The following is a 16,291-nucleotide window of genomic DNA, read 5'->3' on the forward strand; positions in this document are numbered from 1 at the left end:
CGCAGCGACAGCCCTCGCCCCCGTCGCACCGCCGCAACATGGCAGCCGTCGTCCTGCTGATCCCGGTCCTGGCCGCCGTGGCCCTCTGGGCCTTCGCCTGGCCCGCGGCCCGTACCGCCCCGCACGACCTGCCGCTCGGCGTGGCGGGCCCGGCGACCGCCGCCGCCCAGATCCAGCAGCAACTCGAGTCCCGCGAGGGCGCGTTCGAGATCCACCGCTACCCGGACGAGGCCGCCGCACGGGACGCCATCGAGGACCGGACCGTATACGGCGCGGTCGTCGCCACCGGGCAGGGGCCCAAACTGCTCACCGCCTCGGCCGCGAGTCCTCTCGTCGCACAGACGCTGCAGCAGGCCGTGACCCGGCAGGCCGGCGGGGCCGAGGTGCGGAGCGTCGACGTCGTACCGACCTCCGCCGCCGACCCGCGCGGTGCGGTCCTGTCGTCGAGCGTGCTGCCCATGACGCTTGCCGGTATCGCCGCGGGAGCCGTGGTGACTTTTCTCAAGCTGCGCGGTTGGCGCGCGGTCGCCGCGCTGGCCGGTACGGCCGTGGTGGTCGGTGCGGCGGCCGCGCTCGTCGCGGGCAGCTGGCTGGGCGCCTTCACCGAGGGCTGGTGGCCGGAGGCCGCCGTGCTGGCACTCTCCACGCTCGCCGTGAGCGCCGCCGTCGCGGGGCTCGCGGCCCTGATCGGCACTCCGGGCATCGGCATCGGCGCGTTCGTCGTGATGATGCTCGGCAATCCGTTCTCCGGTGCGAGCTCTGCCCCGGAGATGCTCCCGGCGCCGGTCGGGATGATCGGTCAGTGGTTGCCGCCGGGGGCCGGTGCCTCGCTCCTGAAGTCGGTCTCCTTCTTCGACGGAGCCGCGGCGGCCGGGCCTGCCGTGACGCTTGCGTTGTGGTCCGCGCTGGGGCTGGTGGCGGTTCTGGTGGGCGGCGTGGGGCGCTCCGCGCGCGGGCCGGAGCCGGCACCGGCGTCGGCGTCCGCGTCGGCGCTCGCGGGCTGAGCTCGCGGGCGGCGCACTGATCGGCCGTGCACCTCCGCAGTAGCGGACGGGGGTGCACGGTCTCTGTTTGCGCGGTGTGCGGTGTGCGGGTGGTGGTGGAGTGCGGGTCGGTGGGGGCTGGTCGCGCAGTTCCCCGCGCCCCTGGGTGGGTGACGCTCAGCCTCGGACGGCAGGCTCGCGCCGCTCACGCAGAAGCCTCACGAATCCTCGCCCGCGCCGCGCCGTCGCACCTCGCCCTCGCGCCGCATTCTCGTCCCCGCACCGCGCCCTCGCGCCGCACCCTCGTCCCGCACCGCGCACTCGCACCGCGTCGCGCCACCGCGCCGCACCGTCGCACCGAGCCCTCGCCCCCGCACCGCAGCCTGCGCCTCGCCTCGGCACCCCACGCTCTCGGCCTCGCGCCGCGCCCCCGCACGCTCGGCCTCCCGCCGTGCCCTCGTCCCCGCGCCCGCCCTTGGTACCCGCGCCCCGCTGTCGCCTCGCGATCGTCTTCGCCCCGGCACCCGCACCCGCACCCGGCGAGCCGTACTCGACGAGTCATAGCCCGCCAGCCGTGGCCAGCCAGCCGTAGCCGACGAGTCGTTGCTATGACGCCCCCGGTCCCCGTCGTTCCGCCGTTATTCCGAAACGTTGGCGTTCGCGGGGAGCGGAAGCGGTTTCCCGGGGGACGGAGACCGAGCTGATCACCCGGTCGTCCCCCACCGCGTCGAGCTTCTCGAGTCGCTCCAGGTCAGCCGCGGAGACCAGGGCGACGAGGGGCTTCCCGTGCCGCGTCACGACGACGCGCTCGGCGCCGTACACCACGCGGTTGATCAGATCGGCGAGCTCAGCCCTGGCTTGCGTCACCGGAATCTCGTAGGCCATGCTCCCCATCATAACGTCATGTACGTCCTGTACATTTTTTACAGGACCTCTCCCGGAGGAGGCGTGTGTCATGACCCGACCGTCCGCCCGCCACGTCCTGCCCGAGTTCACCGAACGCACCAGTTCGGGAGCGCGGACCACGGACCCGTACTCGAAGCTCCTCGAAGAGCGGATCGTGTTTCTCGGGACGCCGATCGACGACGTCTCGGCGAACGACGTGATGGCTCAGTTCATGCACCTCGAGTACCAGGCGCCCGACCGGGACATCTCGCTCTACATCAACTCCCCCGGCGGCTCCTTCAGCGCGATGGCGGCCGTCTACGACACGATGCGGTTCGTCAGCTGCGAGGTGGAGACCGTCTGCCTGGGGCAGGCGGCCTCGGCCGCGGCCGTCCTGCTGGCGGCCGGCACGCCGGGCAAGCGGTACGCGCTGCCGGGCGCGCGCGTGCTGATCCGTCAGCCGGCGTTCTCCGGACCCGTCCAGGGACAGACGTCCGACCTGGCGATCCAGGCCGACGAACTGACCCGTACCCGTGCACGGATGGAGGAGATGCTCGCCCGGCACACGGGGCGGAGCCGGGAGCGGATCGCGGCGGACATCGAGCGGGACAGGATCCTGGACGCCGGACAGGCACTGGAGCACGGGCTCATCGACCGGATCGTCCCGAGCCGCAGGGCGATCCACGGCGCCCACGGCGCGAGGTGAACCGCCGATGCTGCCACCCGAGTTGCCCCCGCTGCCGGCACTGACGCGGGCCGAGGCCGAGCTGATCGACCGCTATCTGGAGGTGGTCGACCTGCTCGGCCGGATCAACCCGGCACACTCGGGCGACACCTACCGCGGGCTGCGTGCGGCCCAGGCGCTGGTGGCCAGCGCCACCGCTCTGCGCGACGCGCTGACCCTGATGCACCAGAGGGGTGAACACGAGGTGCACGCGCCGACCCTGGCCCGGGCGCTGCGCGTCCTGGACGGTGAGCGCCGGGCGGGCCGGGTCGCCCTGCCGCCCGGCTCCGACACCTGACGCCTCCCCCTCGGCCCGGCGTCACGCGGGCGGGTGACGAGGTGTCCGGGCCGGATCTCAAACGAACCAGACGGCGTACCCCCGGACGGCGTAGCCGCGGCTGCCTTTTCCGGCCCCCGGGAGTTGCGCAACGTGCCTACTCCTGGGGCGGAATCGGACATTCCGATGCTGGTGCGGGGGTCCTCCAAGTCCTCGACACCCACCCGTAGAAAGGGCTGTCCACCCGAACGGGTGAGTGGTGAGTAAGCCCACAAATCGCCGATTCCGCTCGGCTTTTGGGACATCAGTGCGTCAAGATCCCTTCCGACGACAAGCCCCCGCCACAAGCGGCGGGGCGGTCCGGGCGGACGCCGAGTCCTGCCGCTGCCCGGATGACCGGTCGACAGAAGTGGATCGGCAGGAGTGGAGGACCCAGGCACGACGGGCCGCCGGAGAGATCCGAGTGGTCCTTGGGGTGAAGCCGCAACAGCGGCCGGGCAACTTCGCCAGCCCGAATCCGACAGGTCATCCTTCACAGGCGGCTGACGAAGGGTTGCGCATGACTGCGCTCAATCGTGTCCCGTCGCTGTTCAGCAGGGCCGGTACCGCATCGGCTCTCACGATCGCCGCCGTCGGCGGCGGCATAGTGGCCCCGGGCTTCGCGTCCGACGCGGAAGCGGCCACGCACGCGACGAAGGCTCTCAAGGTGGCGGCCTCCAAGAAGGGCTCCCCGTACAAGTACGGCGCCGCGGGGCCCAAGCGCTTCGACTGCTCCGGCCTCACGCTGTACTCGTTCAAGAAGGCGGGCAAGAGCCTGCCCCGTACGGCCGCGGCCCAGTACAACAAGACGAACCACATCTCCGCTTCCAAGCGCAGGCAGGGGGACCTGGTCTTCTTCCACTCGGGCCGGAACGTCTACCACGTCGGCATCTACGCCGGGAAGGGACGGATCTGGCACTCCCCGAAGTCCGGGGACGTGGTGAAGCTCCAGAAGATCTGGACGAAGAGCGTCTGGTACGGCCGGGTCAGGTGATCCGCCCACGAGGCGGCCCATCGGGATTCCCGTGGGCCGCCTCGTGAGGTGCCCGGGCATGTTGTCGGCGTGTCGTCGGCGGCGGACTGGTTACTCGTTCACCCATGGCCGAACGGCACCACCACGAGGAGCGCAACGAGACCCGCCTCGAGCGCGCCGACCGGAACTTCAACGAGCTCCTCCAGGAGCTGCGGGTCACCCAGACAGGCGTCCAGATCCTCTTCGCCTTCCTGCTGACCCTCGCCTTCACCCCCCGGTTCCCGTCCCTCGACACGTTCCAGCGCACCACGTACGTGGTCACACTGCTGCTCTCGGTCCTGGCGGCCGCGCTCTTCACGGCGCCCGCGGCGCTGCACCGACGGCTCTTCCAGCAGGGCGCCAAGCCCCAGGTGGTGAATGCCTCGTCCCGGCTCGCACAGGCCGGTCTGGCCGTGCTGGCGCTCGCCCTGTCCGGGTCCATGCTGCTCGTCGTGGACGTCGCGGTGGACCGGACCGAGGGGATCGTGGCCGGGGCGACCACCCTGGTCGTGTGCACGGCCCTGTGGGAGGTCATGCCCTACCTGCTGAAACGAGCGGCCGACAAGAGCCCGAAGGACGATTCCGGCAAGGACGACCCCCACGGCGGGTGATCTCAGTCGGCCCTGACCGGCTCCACCGGCGCCGTCCACGGCAGCATGATCGACACGGTCTTCCCGCCCTCCCGGGTGGGCCGCACGGTGAGCTTGCCGCCCCACTCCGCGGTCAGCCAGCGGATGATCACCATGCCACGGCCGTTGTCCTGCTGGACGGCCGCGGGCAGCCGTTTCGGGAACCGGGGGTGGCTGTCGGTCACCCCGATGCGCAGGTGTTCGTCACGGTCGAGTTCCATGTCCACCGTGAAGGTCGGCGAGAGCCCGAAGGTGTGCTGTACGGCGTTCGTGGCGAGTTCGGAGACCATGAGACGGACCGTGTCGGCGGCCTCCGAGTCGGCGGGAAGTCCCCATTCGGCCAGGACGTCGGTGACGTACGTACGGGCGGCGGAGACCGAGGCGGGATCGCTCGGCAGGGTGACGGAGGCTTCCTGGTGGTCTGCCATGCGACGTCGTCCTTTCCCACGGGACCGGAGGCCGACCGGAGTGCATGACTTCGGGTACGGTCCCGGACTGGTGCATGCGCCAGCGTGCCACTACCTCGGGGTTCACGGTGCCGATCCACCGAGATATGCATATATCTGTCGCTCGAAGCGGTGAACTCTGCGACGCTCGGCCCTATTTGCGTCAGCGGCCTGTTTGTCCTCTACGGTCGGCGTGACGCCGGGCGCCACAGCGTCGGCGCGACGGTCGGAAGGAGACGGCCATGCAGTACGGCCCCGCGGTGCGCCGGCGGAAGCTCGGCGCCGAACTGCGAGCCCTGCGCGCCCGCGCGGGCCTCACGAGCGGTCAGGCGGCCCGCCTCGTCGGCTGGCACCAGTCGAAGGTGAGCCGGATCGAGACCGGCCGCAGCGGGGTCAAGCCCGCGGACGTACGGCTGCTGCTGGACGCGTACGACGTCCGGGACCCGGAACTGCACGAGTTGCTCGTCATGCTGGCGGGCTCCGACGAGGACGGCCGGCAGCACTGGTGGCACGCCTACCGTGGGCTTCTGCCGTCGACGTACAGCGATTTCATCAGTCTGGAGTCGCAGGCCGACGTCATGCGCACGCTGGAGAACTCCGTGGTGCCGGGCCTCCTGCAGACGCCGGAGTACGCGCGCGAGGTGACGCGGGCCGCCGTGGGCCGGGCGCCCGGCGGCGACGACGCCTTGGTGGACGTCCTGGTGAAGGTGCGGCTCGCCCGGCAGGACGTGCTGCGTTCGAACACCCCGCTACGACTGAGTGTCGTCCTGGATGAGGCGGTGCTACGACGGACAGTGGGCGGACCGGACGTCATGGCACGGCAGTTGGAGCGGCTGAAGGAGGCCGCGCACCTCCCTCACGTGCGGATTCAGGTGCTGCCGTTCGGAGTGGGGGCGCACGTCGGAGTCACCGGGCCCTTTGTAATTTTTTCGTTTACGAACAGATCTGATCTGGATGTGGTTGTTCTCGACCACTTGACGAGTAGCCTCTATCTCGAACGGAAAGAAGACCTCCACGCCTACAGCGAGGCTTTCGACTCCCTTCAGGTCCACGCCCTTTCGCCCAAGGACACGTTGGATTTCATCGCCGGTCTGACGGACGGCGCATAAGGAGGCACCATGCCCGCCATGCCTCGGTACGTACCTTCCAGCACGCGTCTGCACGGTGTGCGGTGGCAGCGCAGCAGCCGCAGCACGGGAATGAACAACTGCGTGGAGACGGCCAGGCCGGTCTCCGGCCCCTGGGCCGGCCTGCTCGCGGTACGCGACTCCAAGAACACGTCGGGGCCCGCCCTGCTGTTCGCCCCAGCGGCCTGGGAGGGGTTCATCGACGCGCTGCGATGATCACGGCCACGGCCCGCTCGACCTGCCCGTCGGTGAGATCCGCGCGGGCGGTGAGCCGCAGCCGTGAGACGCCGTCCGGCACCGAGGGGGGACGGAAACAGCCGACGGCCAGACCCGCCGTACGGCAGTCGGCGGCCCAGCGCAGCGCCCGCTCCGGGGAGGGGGCGCGTACGGAGACGACCGCGGCGTCCGGCCGTACGGCTTCGAGCCCTGCGGCCGTCAGCCGCTCGTGCAGAGCCGTCGCCACCGCACGCGCGCGTGCGGCCCGTTCCGGTTCCCGCCGCAGCAGACGCAGGGCCGCGAGGGCCGCGCCCGCCGCCGCGGGGGCCAGACCGGTGTCGAAGATGAAGGTGCGGGCCGCGTTGACGAGGTGGTCGATGACGTGGGCCGGTCCGAGGACGGCGCCGCCCTGGCTGCCGAGCGATTTCGACAGGGTGACGGTGGTGACGACGTCGGGCGCGCCCGCGAGCCCCGCCGCCCACGCGGCGCCCCGTCCGCCGTCGCCGAGGACGCCCAGACCGTGCGCGTCGTCCAGGACGAGGGCGGCGCCGGACTCCCGGCACACGGCGGCCAGTTCCGCGAGCGGGGCCGCGTCGCCGTCCACCGAGAAGACCGTGTCGGAGACGACGATCGCGGGTCCGGTGCGCGAGTCCTGCGCGCGTGTGTCCTGCGCGCGTGTCTCCAGCGCCTTGCGGACGGCCTCGGGGTCGGCGTGGGCGACGACCTGGGTGACGCCCCGCGCCAGACGGCAGCCGTCGATGAGGGAGGCGTGGTTGCCCGCGTCGGAGACGACGAGGGAGCCGTGCGGCGCGAGCGCGGTGACGGCGGCGAGGTTGGCCGCGTAGCCCGACGAGAAGACGAGGGCGGACTCGAAGCCGCAGAACGCGGCCAGCTCGCGCTCGAGTTCCGTGTGCAGCTCCGTGGAGCCGCTGACGAGCCGGGAGCCGGTGGCGCCGCCGCCCCACGCGCGCGCGGCCCGCGCGGCGGCCTCGGTGACCTCGGGGTGCCGGGCGAGACCGAGGTAGTCGTTCCCGGCGAGGTCGAGGAGTGCGGAGTCCGCCGGGCGGGGGCGCAGGGTGCGGACGAGTCCGGCCCGGCGGCGCGCCCGCGCCTGCTCGTCGATCCACTCGAAGGGCGATCGGGCCATGTGTCCTCCGGCCATGATGTGCGGGTGTCCCATGGGGCCCCGACACACGGCTTCTCGCCCGGCCGCCCCCGCTGCCCTTTGTAGGCAACGCACAGACCCTAGCCGCACCACCAGCCGCCCATGATGTGGCAATACCCACACGTCGAACCGTCTCTGTTGTCCGGTCCCTCCTTGGCCCGGCGCGGTCGGATACGTCAGGATCGGGCCTCATGGACCTGCTGAACACGCTGGTGGACAAGGGGCTTCGGCGCGAGCTGCCGACCCGTGACGAGGCGCTGGCCGTGCTGGCCACCTCCGACGACGAACTCCTCGATGTGGTGGCCGCGGCCGGCAAGGTACGGCGGCAATGGTTCGGCCGCCGGGTGAAGCTCAACTACCTCGTGAATCTGAAGTCGGGCCTGTGTCCCGAGGACTGCTCCTACTGCTCGCAGCGGCTCGGCTCCAAGGCCGAGATCCTCAAGTACACGTGGCTGAAGCCCGACCAGGCGTCCGAGGCCGCGGCCGCCGGGCTCGCGGGCGGCGCGAAGCGGGTCTGTCTGGTGGCGAGCGGACGCGGCCCCACGGACCGCGATGTCGACCGGGTCTCCGACACCATCAAGGCGATCAAGGACCGGCACGAGGACGTCGAGGTGTGCGCCTGTCTCGGGCTGCTCTCGGACGGCCAGGCCGAGCGGCTGCGCGAGGCGGGGGCGGACGCCTACAACCACAACCTCAACACGTCCGAGGAGACGTACGGGGGGATCACCACCACCCACACCTACGCCGACCGGGTGGACACGGTCCAGAAGGCCCATGCCGCGGGGCTGTCCGCCTGCTCGGGTCTGATCGCCGGCATGGGTGAGAGCGACGGGGACCTCGTCGACGTCGTGTACGCGCTGCGGGCGCTCGACCCGGACTCGGTCCCGGTCAACTTCCTGATCCCGTTCGAGGGCACCCCGCTCGCCAAGGAGTGGAACCTCACCCCGCAGCGCTGTCTGCGGATCCTCGCGATGGTCCGGTTCGTCTGCCCGGACGTCGAGGTGCGGATCGCGGGCGGCCGCGAGGTCCATCTCCGTACGATGCAGCCCCTCGCCCTGCATCTGGCCAACTCGATCTTCCTCGGCGACTACCTCACCAGCGAGGGACAGGCGGGCCGGGCGGACCTGGACATGATCGCGGACGCCGGGTTCGAGGTGGAGGGCACGGGCGAGGTCACGCTCCCGGAGCACCGGGTCCCCGCGCACGAGGGCTGCGGCTCGCACGAGGGCGGGGGCTGCGGGCCCAGCGGCCCGGCCGCCGAGGAGGGGTCCACCGGCGAGCCGGTCCAGCAGGCCGCGCGGGTCTCCGAGGCGCGTACGGACCTGGTCGCGGTACGCCGCCGGGGCGCCGGAACGGACCTCGCGCCCAATGCCTGATCTGTCCGGTCCGGCCGGCCCGCCCGCCGCGCCCGCCTCCCCCGGCCCTGCCGTACGTGAGCTGCTCGATCTCGACCGGCGGCACGTCTGGCATCCGTACGGGCCGATGCCGGGCCGGCAGGAACCGCTCGTCGTGGAGTCGGCCGACGGGGTGCGGCTGCGGCTGGCGGGAGGGGACGGCGAGCTGATCGACGGCATGTCGTCCTGGTGGTCGGCGATCCACGGTTACAACCATCCGGTGCTGAACGAGGCGGCCCGCGAGCAGCTCGGGCGGATGAGCCATGTGATGTTCGGCGGGCTCACCCACGAGCCGGCCGTACGCCTGGCGAAGCGCCTTGTCGACATGTCGCCGGAGGGTCTCGAGCATGTCTTCCTGGCCGACTCCGGTTCGGTGTCCGTCGAGGTCGCGGTCAAGATGTGCCTCCAGCACTGGCGCTCGCTCGGCCGCCCCGGCAAGCAGCGTCTGCTGACCTGGCGCGGTGGCTATCACGGCGACACCTGGCAGCCGATGTCGGTGTGCGATCCCGAGGGCGGGATGCACGAGTTGTGGCAGGGCGTGCTGCAGCGCCAGGTCTTCGCCGACGCGCCCCCGGTCGCGTACGAGGAGGCGTACGCCGACCATCTGCGGTCACTGATCGAGCGGCACGCCGGCGAACTGGCCGCGGTGATCGTGGAGCCGGTGGTCCAGGGGGCGGGCGGCATGCGGTTCCACTCCCCCGCGTACCTGCGGGTGCTGCGCGAGGCGTGCGACGCGCATGACGTGCTGCTCGTGTTCGACGAGATCGCGACGGGCTTCGGACGGACGGGTTCGCTGTTCGCGGCCGGTCACGCGGGGGTGACGCCGGACGTGATGTGCGTGGGCAAGGCCCTCACCGGCGGCTATCTGACGATGGCGGCGACGCTGTGCACCGCGCGGGTCGCGGAGGGCATCTCGCGCGGTGAGGTACCGGTCCTCGCCCACGGCCCGACGTTCATGGGCAACCCCCTCGCCGCCGCCGTGGCCTGTGCCTCCATCGACCTCCTGCTCGGCCAGGACTGGCAGACCGAGGTCAAGCGCATCGGGACGAGGCTGCGGGGCGGGCTGGCGCCGGCCGCGGAACTGCCGGGCGTCCGGGACGTACGCGTGCTCGGGGCCATCGGGGTGGTGCAGCTGGACCACGGGATCGACATGGCGGCGGCGACCCGGGCGGCGGTGCGCGAGGGCGTGTGGCTGCGCCCCTTCCGGGACCTCGTGTACACGATGCCGCCGTACATCACCGGGGACGACGACCTGGCGCGGATCACGGCGGCCGTGTGCGCGGCGGCACGGGAGGGCTGACATGACGGTACTGGTGATCACGGGGACGGGCACGGAGGTCGGCAAGACCGTCACGACGGCCGCCGTGGCCGCGGCGGCCGTCGGGGCCGGGCGGTCGGTGGCCGTGCTGAAGCCCGCACAGACGGGTCTGCTGCCGGGCGAGCGCGGGGACGCCGACGAGGTGGCACGGCTCGCGGGCGCGGTCACGGCCGTCGAACTCGCCCGCTATCCCGAGCCGTTGGCTCCGGCCACGGCGGCGCGACGGGCCGGTCTCGCACCGGTGCGGCCCGAGGAGGTGGCGGACGCGGCGGGCAAGTTGGCCGCCGAACACGACCTCGTGCTGGTGGAGGGCGCGGGCGGGCTGCTCGTACGGTTCGCCGACGAGGGCGGCACCCTCGCGGACGCGGCGCGGCTGCTGGACGCTCCGGTGCTGGTGGTGGCCTCGGCCGGGCTCGGCACCCTCAACACGACGGAACTGACCGCCCGCGAACTGCGGTCGCGGCGGCTGGAGTTGCTCGGGGTCGTCATCGGCAGCTGGCCGGGCGAGCCCGACCTGGCGTCGCGCTGCAACGTCGTGGATCTTCCGGTGGTGGCGGAGGCGCCGCTGCTCGGCTCGTTGCCCGAGGGGGCGGGTGGTCTTTCTGCCGCTGACTTCCGGGCCTCTGCGGCCGGATGGCTTGCGCCGCGGTTGGGGGGGAGCTGGGATGCGCGAGCGTTTGCCCTGCGCTGAAGTTCGGTCGGCCGGGTGGTGAGGTGCGGGTTGTGCGTGGCTGGTCGCGCCGTTCCCCGCGCCCCTTAAAAGATCGCGCAGTTCCCCGCGCCCCTAAAAGCTGCGCCGTTCCCTGCGGCCCCCTGAAGGATGGCGCCGTTCCCCGCGCCCCTCGACAGCCTGCGCCGTTCCCCGCGCCCCTCAAGAGCTGCGCCGTTGCCCGCGCCCCTTGTGGGGGCTAGTCCTCTGGTGTCAGGAGTTTGACCAGTTCTATTCGGGAGCGGATGCCGAGGCGGCTGAAGACGCCGCGTAGGTGGTGGTCGATGGTGCGTGGGCTGAGCAGCAGCCGTGACGCGATCTCCCGGTTGGTGGCGCCCTCGGCGGCCATCCGGGCCACGGCCAGTTGCTGGGAGGTGAGCAGGCCGGCCGTACCGCGCGCCCCGGCCGGCAGCCTCCCCGGCTCCCCCAGCGCCCGCAGCTCCGCCCGGGCCTCGGCCGCGCAGTGCGGCGCCCCGAAGTGCTCGAACGCCTCCAGCGCGCTGCACAGCCGGTCCCGGGCCTCCGCCCGCTTGCGCAGCCGGCGCAGGGCACCGCCGAACAGCAGCTCCGTACGCGCCCGCTCGAAGTCCCGGATGCCGCCCGCGTGCAGGTCGAGAGCGGTCCGGTAGTGGTCGGCGGCCTCGTGCCCGGTGGCCAGCAGGGCCCGGCACCGCGCACTCAGGGCGAGGTCGTCGACGCTGCGCACGGCACTGGCCCAGCGGTCGTAGTCGGCGTGGGCGGTCCGCGCGACCGAGGTGTCCCCGGTCCGGACGGCGGCCTCCACATAGTGCGGGATGGCGAGGTGACGGACGGCCCGGTGACCGTGCCCGGGTCCGAATCCGGCGAGCGCGCGCAGCCGGGTCGCGGACGCCGTGTACCGGCCCGTGCTCAGGTCGAGGAAGGCGAGCGCCCACAGGGCGAGGGCGGCGGGCAGCCCGAGGCCGCGCTCCAGGGCGTGGGCGCGGGCCGCGGCGGCGCGGGCCCGGCACAGTTCCTCGTCGCCGGTGACGGCGGCGAACATGGCCAGGGCCGCCTGAAGGTGGCAGGCCCCGTTGTCCTGTCCGGTGACGTACGCCTGCCGCAGGGCGTCCAGCGCGGCGGCCCCGGCGGCGCGTGGGCGTCCCGTCCAGAACTCGGCGTACGCCTGGAACTCCATGGCCTGTGGAACGGTCGCGGGCTCGCCGAGGGCGCGGGCCGAGGCGGCGGCCCGGACGGCCGCGGAGGCGGCGCGGGTGTGATCGCCGAGGAGCAGCGCGGCGATGGACGAGTGGATGAGTGAGGTGGGGTCGCCGGATCCGCAGCGCCCGGCGGCCGTGCGCAGCAGGTCGCGGGCGTCCTCGTACCGCCCCTCGAAGGCCGCGGCCAGTCCGCCGAGCGTGCCCGGCGCCGCGATGCCGAGCCGGGCCGCGACGGCTGCGGCCTCCTGGCAGCGGCGCAGGTCACCGGTGTAGAGGGCGGCCTCGGTGGCACATGCCACCAGGTGCGCGGCGGTGCCGGGATCGCCGGGGCGCCCGCCCCGGAGGCCGCTCCCGCCGCTGCCGGGCACGCCTTGCCCCGTCCGCGGGCCGGAAGCCCGCACGCTGAGCTCCGTGCCGTGCCGCGCACCGGGCTCGACGCCACGGCCGGCGATGCGTGCGACGTGGCGTTCCGCTGTCGCGAGCAGCGCGTCGAAGGCTTCCGTCGCATTCCCCGCGCGTAGAGCGAGCAGCCCGCCGAGCCCGTCGATGTCGCCGTGGGCGGACAGGCGGCGGGCGCGGTCGCCGTCGCCGGAGCGCCAGGCGTCGGCTGCGGCGCGGGCCAGCAGCCGGGGGCGCTCGCGCGCGTCCGGGGTCAGCGCCGCGGCCCGTTCGAGGAGCGCGCAGGCCAGCGCGTGTTCACCGGCGGCGCGCACCTCGTGCGCCGAGGCTCGCAGTTCCGCGGCTAGGCGCCGGCTGGGGCCGAGTGCCGCGGCCGCCCGGTGCCAGGCCCTGCGGGGTGCCTCGCCCTCGCCCCGCAGGACCCGGGCGAGGAGGCGGTGCGTCTCGCGCCGGTCCGCGGCGGACGCCGTCTCATAGGCGGCGATGCGGGTCCAGGAGTCCCGGAACACGACTCCGGCGGACGTCGCACGGGCGAGCCCGGCCGCCTCGGCGTCGTCGAGAGAACCGGTGTGCGAGCGTGCGGCGGCCACCGCCCGCTGGTAGGCGTGCGTGGCGAACGGGTGCTGGTCGGCGGCGGCGATCAGCAGGAGGCGCCGGGTGCCCGTGCCGAGGGATCGGAACACGGGCCGAAGGGAGCGCAGCAGGCCGGGGAGGACGGCGACGGGGTCGGGCGGCAGCGGTTCCAGACCGGTCCGTTGACGCTCGTCGAGGACGGCCGCGAGTTCCGCCGCGGCGAGCGGATCGCCGTGCACGGCACACAGCACCCGGACGCGGACGCCTTCGGACAACGGCGTTCGCTCGTGCGGGTGCGGTGTGCCGCCCGGTCGCTGCGGAACGTTCGGCAGGGGCGGTGGCGAATGGTTCGGGAGAGGTGGGGGGTTCACCGAGGTCACCACGGCGGTCACGTTACTGGCGGGTCAAGTGGTGCGTAAAGACCGGCGATTTCACCGATGCGGCACGCGCGAATCCCACCGGACACGCGACGGCACCGCCGTTCCCGCCGGGGTGCGGGTAGTCCGCCGCCGAGCGTTGGGGATTGCCACGGGTTGCCGCGCGTTGCCATGGTCTGCCAGGGGATTCGCGTGTCACTGCCGCGGATTGCCGCGGGACGGTGCCGTGCGCCCGTCCCGTGATCCCGTCCGCGTGAGGGCCACGGGACGGGCCGGACGGACGTGTGGGGCGTCGGGCGACGACGCCCCGCCGCTGTTCGTGGACCGACGGGTGAGCGCGGCCTTCCGGGGGGACAATCGCGATAGGTCCACGCCCCAAGGGGAGGCATCATGCGACCGCGCGGTTCCAGGACCGGCAAGACCGGCGCGTTGCCCCCGGCGCCGGTGCACCACCCGCTGTTCGCCCGTTTCTACGCCCGGTTCAGCGTGGCGGCCGAGCCGACGATCGGCGTCCACCGCGACGAGCTGCTCGCCGGGCTCCGTGGCCGGGTCATCGAGATCGGTGCGGGGAACGGGCTGAACTTCGCCCACTACCCGAGCACGGTCTCGGAGGTCGTCGCGATCGAACCGGAGCGGCGGCTGCGGCAGTTGGCCGGGACCGCGGCCCTGCGCTCCGACGTGCCGGTCGACGTGGTACCGGGGGTCGCGGAGGCCCTGCCGGTCAAGAGCGAGGCGTTCGACGGGGCCGTCGTGTCGCTGGTGCTGTGCAGCGTCCGGGACCTGCCGCGCGCCCTCACCGAGATCCGTCGTGTCCTGCGTCCGGGCGGTGAGCTGCGCTTCTTCGAGCACGGAAGAGGCGGTGGCGGCGCGATGAGGGCGGGGCAGCGCGTCCTCGACCGCACGGTGTGGCCCCTGTTCTTCGGCGGCTGCCACGTCGGCCGGGACCCGGTCGGCGCGATCCGGGACGCGGGATACGAGCTCGGTCCCTACCGGCGGCTGACGGTGCCCGACAGGGGGCCGCGGACACCGAGTTCGTACTGCGTGCTCGGTACCGCTCGCCGCCCGTCCGCCTCCTGAGGCCGACCGGCGTACGCGCGGGCGGTCTCACAGGCTCCACTGGCGCAGTTCGCGCGCGATGTCCTGCACGGTCGCCCCGCCCGTCTTGACCAGTCTGGCCAGATCGCGGACCTGCTCGGGCGAGGTGACGACCTTCAGGCCGCTGGCGACGAGGTAGGCGTACGCGACGGCCATGGCGAACATCGCGTTCGAGCGTTCGAGCGCCGGGACGTGCAGCAGGAGCTGGAGCAGGGCGGCGGCGCGGGCGTGGGGCGTGTCGTAGACGGGCACGCCGAAGATCTCGGCGTCGTGCCGGCCGACGGCGGCGACGAGGGCTCCCCAGTCGGTGACCTGGGGGTCTCCCGGTGTCTTCTGCTCAGCGACCATGAGGAGCCAGGCGAGGTCGACTCTGATGTCCCGTGGTGCGTCCAAGAGCTCAGCGACGGCCTTCTCGGTCCGTGCCGAACTCCTCGGCGAAGACGGACTCGTACTGCTTCATGAAGTCGGCGGCGGCCTCGACGAAGGTGTGGCCGGCTTCTCCGGTGTCCTGTCTGACCAGTTCCTCGATGTAGCGGTTGACACTCATCCCGCGGGCCAGGGCGCGTTCCCGCGCGGCCCGGGCCGTGCCCTCGTCCACGCGTACGTTCAGCTGGGTCTTCGCCATACCTCGAAGCTAGCGCCGAAGCGCTAGCAGGGCAAGGACGGGCGCCGGAACCGCCTCGGGAGGTTCCGCGAACGTTCCGCCGAAGACGCCCGAAAAGCGCCGCCAGAAGCCACCGCACAGAGCAGTTCCCTTACGGGTGCCCCTTACACAGACTCCGAGGTGACCGACCTACGACGGAGACCGCCCGGCACTTCGGGGGGATACCGGGTGTGCCCCGCATCACACTAGGCTCGCCCGCGGACACCGGAGTCCGACGTAGGAGGCGGCCTTGTCCACAGCAGCGGAGCACGCCCTCGGGCGCACGGAGGCCGGGGAGACAGCGGCCCGCGCCCGGGGTCTGACGAAGGCGTACGGGTCGGGTGAGACGACCGTGCTCGCCCTCGACTCGGTCGACGTGGACATCGCACGCGGCCGCTTCACGGCCGTCATGGGCCCCTCGGGATCCGGCAAGTCCACCCTGATGCACTGCCTGGCGGGGCTCGACAACGTCTCGGCGGGACAGGTGTGGCTGGGCGACACCGAGATCACCGGGCTGAAGGAGCGCGAACTGACCCGGCTGCGGCGGGACCGGATCGGCTTCATGTTCCAGTCGTTCAACCTGATCCCGACCCTGAACGCGGCGGAGAACATCACCCTGCCCATGGACATCGCGGGCAAGAAACCCGACGAGAAGTGGCTGAACCAGGTCATCGACCAGCTCGGCCTGCGCGACCGTCTCAACCACCGGCCCGCGCAGCTCTCCGGCGGCCAGCAGCAGCGGGTGGCCTGTGCCCGGGCACTCGCCTCGCGACCCGAGCTGATCTTCGCGGACGAGCCGACCGGCAACCTCGACTCGCGCGCCGGTCTGGAGGTCCTCGGCTTCCTGCGGGACGCCGTCGACGAGCTGGGGCAGACCGTCGTCATGGTCACGCACGATCCGGGCGCGGCGGCCCACGCCGACCTGGTCCTCTTCCTCGGGGACGGGCGGATCGTGGACGAGATGGCCCGGCCCACCGCCGACGCGGTGCTGGAGCGCATGAAGAGGTTCGACACGATCCGCGGGACGTCCGGGGGCGGCGCCGCCTCCGACGACAAAGGCGTCCTCGACCAGGGCATAGCCCCCGACAGGGACTGAGGCAGG

At 72.6% G+C, this 16,291-nt stretch carries 18 protein-coding genes and 1 riboswitch; of the genes, 12 read left to right on the forward strand and 6 right to left on the reverse strand.

Annotated elements, in window-relative coordinates:
* Positions 1 to 38 precede the first annotated feature (38 nt).
* Complete coding sequence (locus ACFYXC_RS25420) at positions 39 to 1,004, forward strand: ABC transporter permease (protein WP_389554261.1); 966 nt, start codon at positions 39 to 41, stop codon at positions 1,002 to 1,004.
* Between the two features lie 585 nt (positions 1,005 to 1,589).
* Here ACFYXC_RS25420 and ACFYXC_RS25425 read toward each other — a convergent pair.
* The gene (locus tag ACFYXC_RS25425; protein ID WP_389554160.1) at positions 1,590 to 1,868 is read right to left on the reverse strand and encodes a type II toxin-antitoxin system Phd/YefM family antitoxin; all 279 of its coding nucleotides are present in this window, start codon (positions 1,866 to 1,868) and stop codon (positions 1,590 to 1,592) included.
* 70 nt (positions 1,869 to 1,938) lie between these two features.
* Here ACFYXC_RS25425 and ACFYXC_RS25430 point away from each other — a divergent pair, with 70 nt between their 5' ends.
* From ACFYXC_RS25430 to ACFYXC_RS25445, 4 genes are all read left to right on the forward strand, one after another.
* Positions 1,939 to 2,574, forward strand: a complete 636-nt coding sequence (locus ACFYXC_RS25430) for an ATP-dependent Clp protease proteolytic subunit (RefSeq protein WP_389554161.1) — start codon at positions 1,939 to 1,941, stop codon at positions 2,572 to 2,574.
* A gap of 7 nt (positions 2,575 to 2,581) precedes the next feature.
* Positions 2,582 to 2,890, forward strand: a complete 309-nt coding sequence (locus ACFYXC_RS25435; protein WP_388921314.1) for a hypothetical protein — start codon at positions 2,582 to 2,584, stop codon at positions 2,888 to 2,890.
* A 338-nt stretch (positions 2,891 to 3,228) separates the two neighbouring features.
* Positions 3,229 to 3,425, forward strand: a riboswitch (cyclic di-AMP (ydaO/yuaA leader).
* 3 nt (positions 3,426 to 3,428) lie between these two features.
* Positions 3,429 to 3,902 (forward strand): C40 family peptidase, encoded by a 474-nt coding sequence (locus ACFYXC_RS25440; RefSeq protein ID WP_389554162.1) that lies wholly within the window; start codon positions 3,429 to 3,431, stop codon positions 3,900 to 3,902.
* 104 nt (positions 3,903 to 4,006) lie between these two features.
* Positions 4,007 to 4,531, forward strand: coding sequence for a DUF6328 family protein (locus ACFYXC_RS25445; protein WP_388921308.1), 525 nt, complete (start codon positions 4,007 to 4,009; stop codon positions 4,529 to 4,531).
* A gap of 2 nt (positions 4,532 to 4,533) precedes the next feature.
* Here ACFYXC_RS25445 and ACFYXC_RS25450 read toward each other — a convergent pair whose 3' ends face one another.
* The gene (locus tag ACFYXC_RS25450; protein WP_388921305.1) at positions 4,534 to 4,977 is read right to left on the reverse strand and encodes an ATP-binding protein; all 444 of its coding nucleotides are present in this window, start codon (positions 4,975 to 4,977) and stop codon (positions 4,534 to 4,536) included.
* 260 nt (positions 4,978 to 5,237) lie between these two features.
* Between ACFYXC_RS25450 and ACFYXC_RS25455 the strand changes: the two genes are divergently transcribed.
* Together ACFYXC_RS25455 and ACFYXC_RS25460 are read left to right on the forward strand one after the other, a co-directional pair.
* Positions 5,238 to 6,104 (forward strand): helix-turn-helix domain-containing protein, encoded by an 867-nt coding sequence (locus ACFYXC_RS25455; protein ID WP_389554163.1) that lies wholly within the window; start codon positions 5,238 to 5,240, stop codon positions 6,102 to 6,104.
* A 9-nt stretch (positions 6,105 to 6,113) separates the two neighbouring features.
* Positions 6,114 to 6,338: a DUF397 domain-containing protein gene (locus ACFYXC_RS25460; protein WP_389554164.1), complete on the forward strand. Its 225-nt coding sequence runs from the start codon at positions 6,114 to 6,116 to the stop codon at positions 6,336 to 6,338.
* On the opposite strand, the gene ACFYXC_RS25465 is transcribed toward ACFYXC_RS25460, so the two are convergent.
* A complete protein-coding gene (locus tag ACFYXC_RS25465; RefSeq protein WP_389554165.1) occupies positions 6,319 to 7,485 on the reverse strand; it encodes an 8-amino-7-oxononanoate synthase in 1,167 nt (388 codons plus the stop codon). The genes ACFYXC_RS25460 and ACFYXC_RS25465 overlap by 20 nt on opposite strands.
* Positions 7,486 to 7,694: 209 nt before the next feature.
* On the opposite strand from ACFYXC_RS25465, the gene bioB reads away from it, so the two are divergent.
* The 3 genes from bioB to bioD are packed head-to-tail and all read left to right on the forward strand — an operon-like array spanning position 7,695 to position 10,906.
* Positions 7,695 to 8,879, forward strand: a complete 1,185-nt coding sequence (gene bioB / locus ACFYXC_RS25470) for a biotin synthase BioB (protein ID WP_389554166.1) — start codon at positions 7,695 to 7,697, stop codon at positions 8,877 to 8,879.
* Entirely contained in the window at positions 8,872 to 10,197 is a 1,326-nt protein-coding gene (locus tag ACFYXC_RS25475) for an adenosylmethionine--8-amino-7-oxononanoate transaminase (RefSeq protein WP_389554167.1), read from the forward strand. The genes bioB and ACFYXC_RS25475 overlap by 8 nt, the downstream gene beginning before the upstream one ends.
* 1 nt (position 10,198) lies before the next feature.
* Entirely contained in the window at positions 10,199 to 10,906 is a 708-nt protein-coding gene (bioD, locus tag ACFYXC_RS25480; protein ID WP_389554168.1) for a dethiobiotin synthase, read from the forward strand.
* 217 nt (positions 10,907 to 11,123) lie between these two features.
* Here the strand turns inward: bioD and ACFYXC_RS25485 are convergent, their stop codons facing one another.
* Positions 11,124 to 13,349, reverse strand: coding sequence for a LuxR C-terminal-related transcriptional regulator (locus ACFYXC_RS25485; protein ID WP_389554169.1), 2,226 nt, complete (start codon positions 13,347 to 13,349; stop codon positions 11,124 to 11,126).
* Positions 13,350 to 13,841: 492 nt separating this feature from the next.
* Here ACFYXC_RS25485 and ACFYXC_RS25490 point away from each other — a divergent pair, with 492 nt between their 5' ends.
* Positions 13,842 to 14,528 (forward strand): class I SAM-dependent methyltransferase, encoded by a 687-nt coding sequence (locus ACFYXC_RS25490; protein ID WP_389554170.1) that lies wholly within the window; start codon positions 13,842 to 13,844, stop codon positions 14,526 to 14,528.
* Positions 14,529 to 14,555: 27 nt separating this feature from the next.
* On the opposite strand, the gene ACFYXC_RS25495 is transcribed toward ACFYXC_RS25490, so the two are convergent.
* Positions 14,556 to 14,894, reverse strand: a complete 339-nt coding sequence (locus ACFYXC_RS25495; protein WP_388921600.1) for a fic family toxin-antitoxin system, toxin component — start codon at positions 14,892 to 14,894, stop codon at positions 14,556 to 14,558.
* A 49-nt stretch (positions 14,895 to 14,943) separates the two neighbouring features.
* Positions 14,944 to 15,171: an antitoxin gene (locus ACFYXC_RS25500; RefSeq protein WP_221350224.1), complete on the reverse strand. Its 228-nt coding sequence runs from the start codon at positions 15,169 to 15,171 to the stop codon at positions 14,944 to 14,946.
* Between the two features lie 268 nt (positions 15,172 to 15,439).
* On the opposite strand from ACFYXC_RS25500, the gene ACFYXC_RS25505 reads away from it, so the two are divergent.
* Positions 15,440 to 16,285: an ABC transporter ATP-binding protein gene (locus ACFYXC_RS25505; protein ID WP_389554171.1), complete on the forward strand. Its 846-nt coding sequence runs from the start codon at positions 15,440 to 15,442 to the stop codon at positions 16,283 to 16,285.
* Positions 16,286 to 16,291 lie beyond the last annotated feature (6 nt).

This window comes from Streptomyces sp. NPDC002701, assembly GCF_042889045.1.
In the GTDB taxonomy this organism is placed as follows: domain Bacteria; phylum Actinomycetota; class Actinomycetes; order Streptomycetales; family Streptomycetaceae; genus Streptomyces.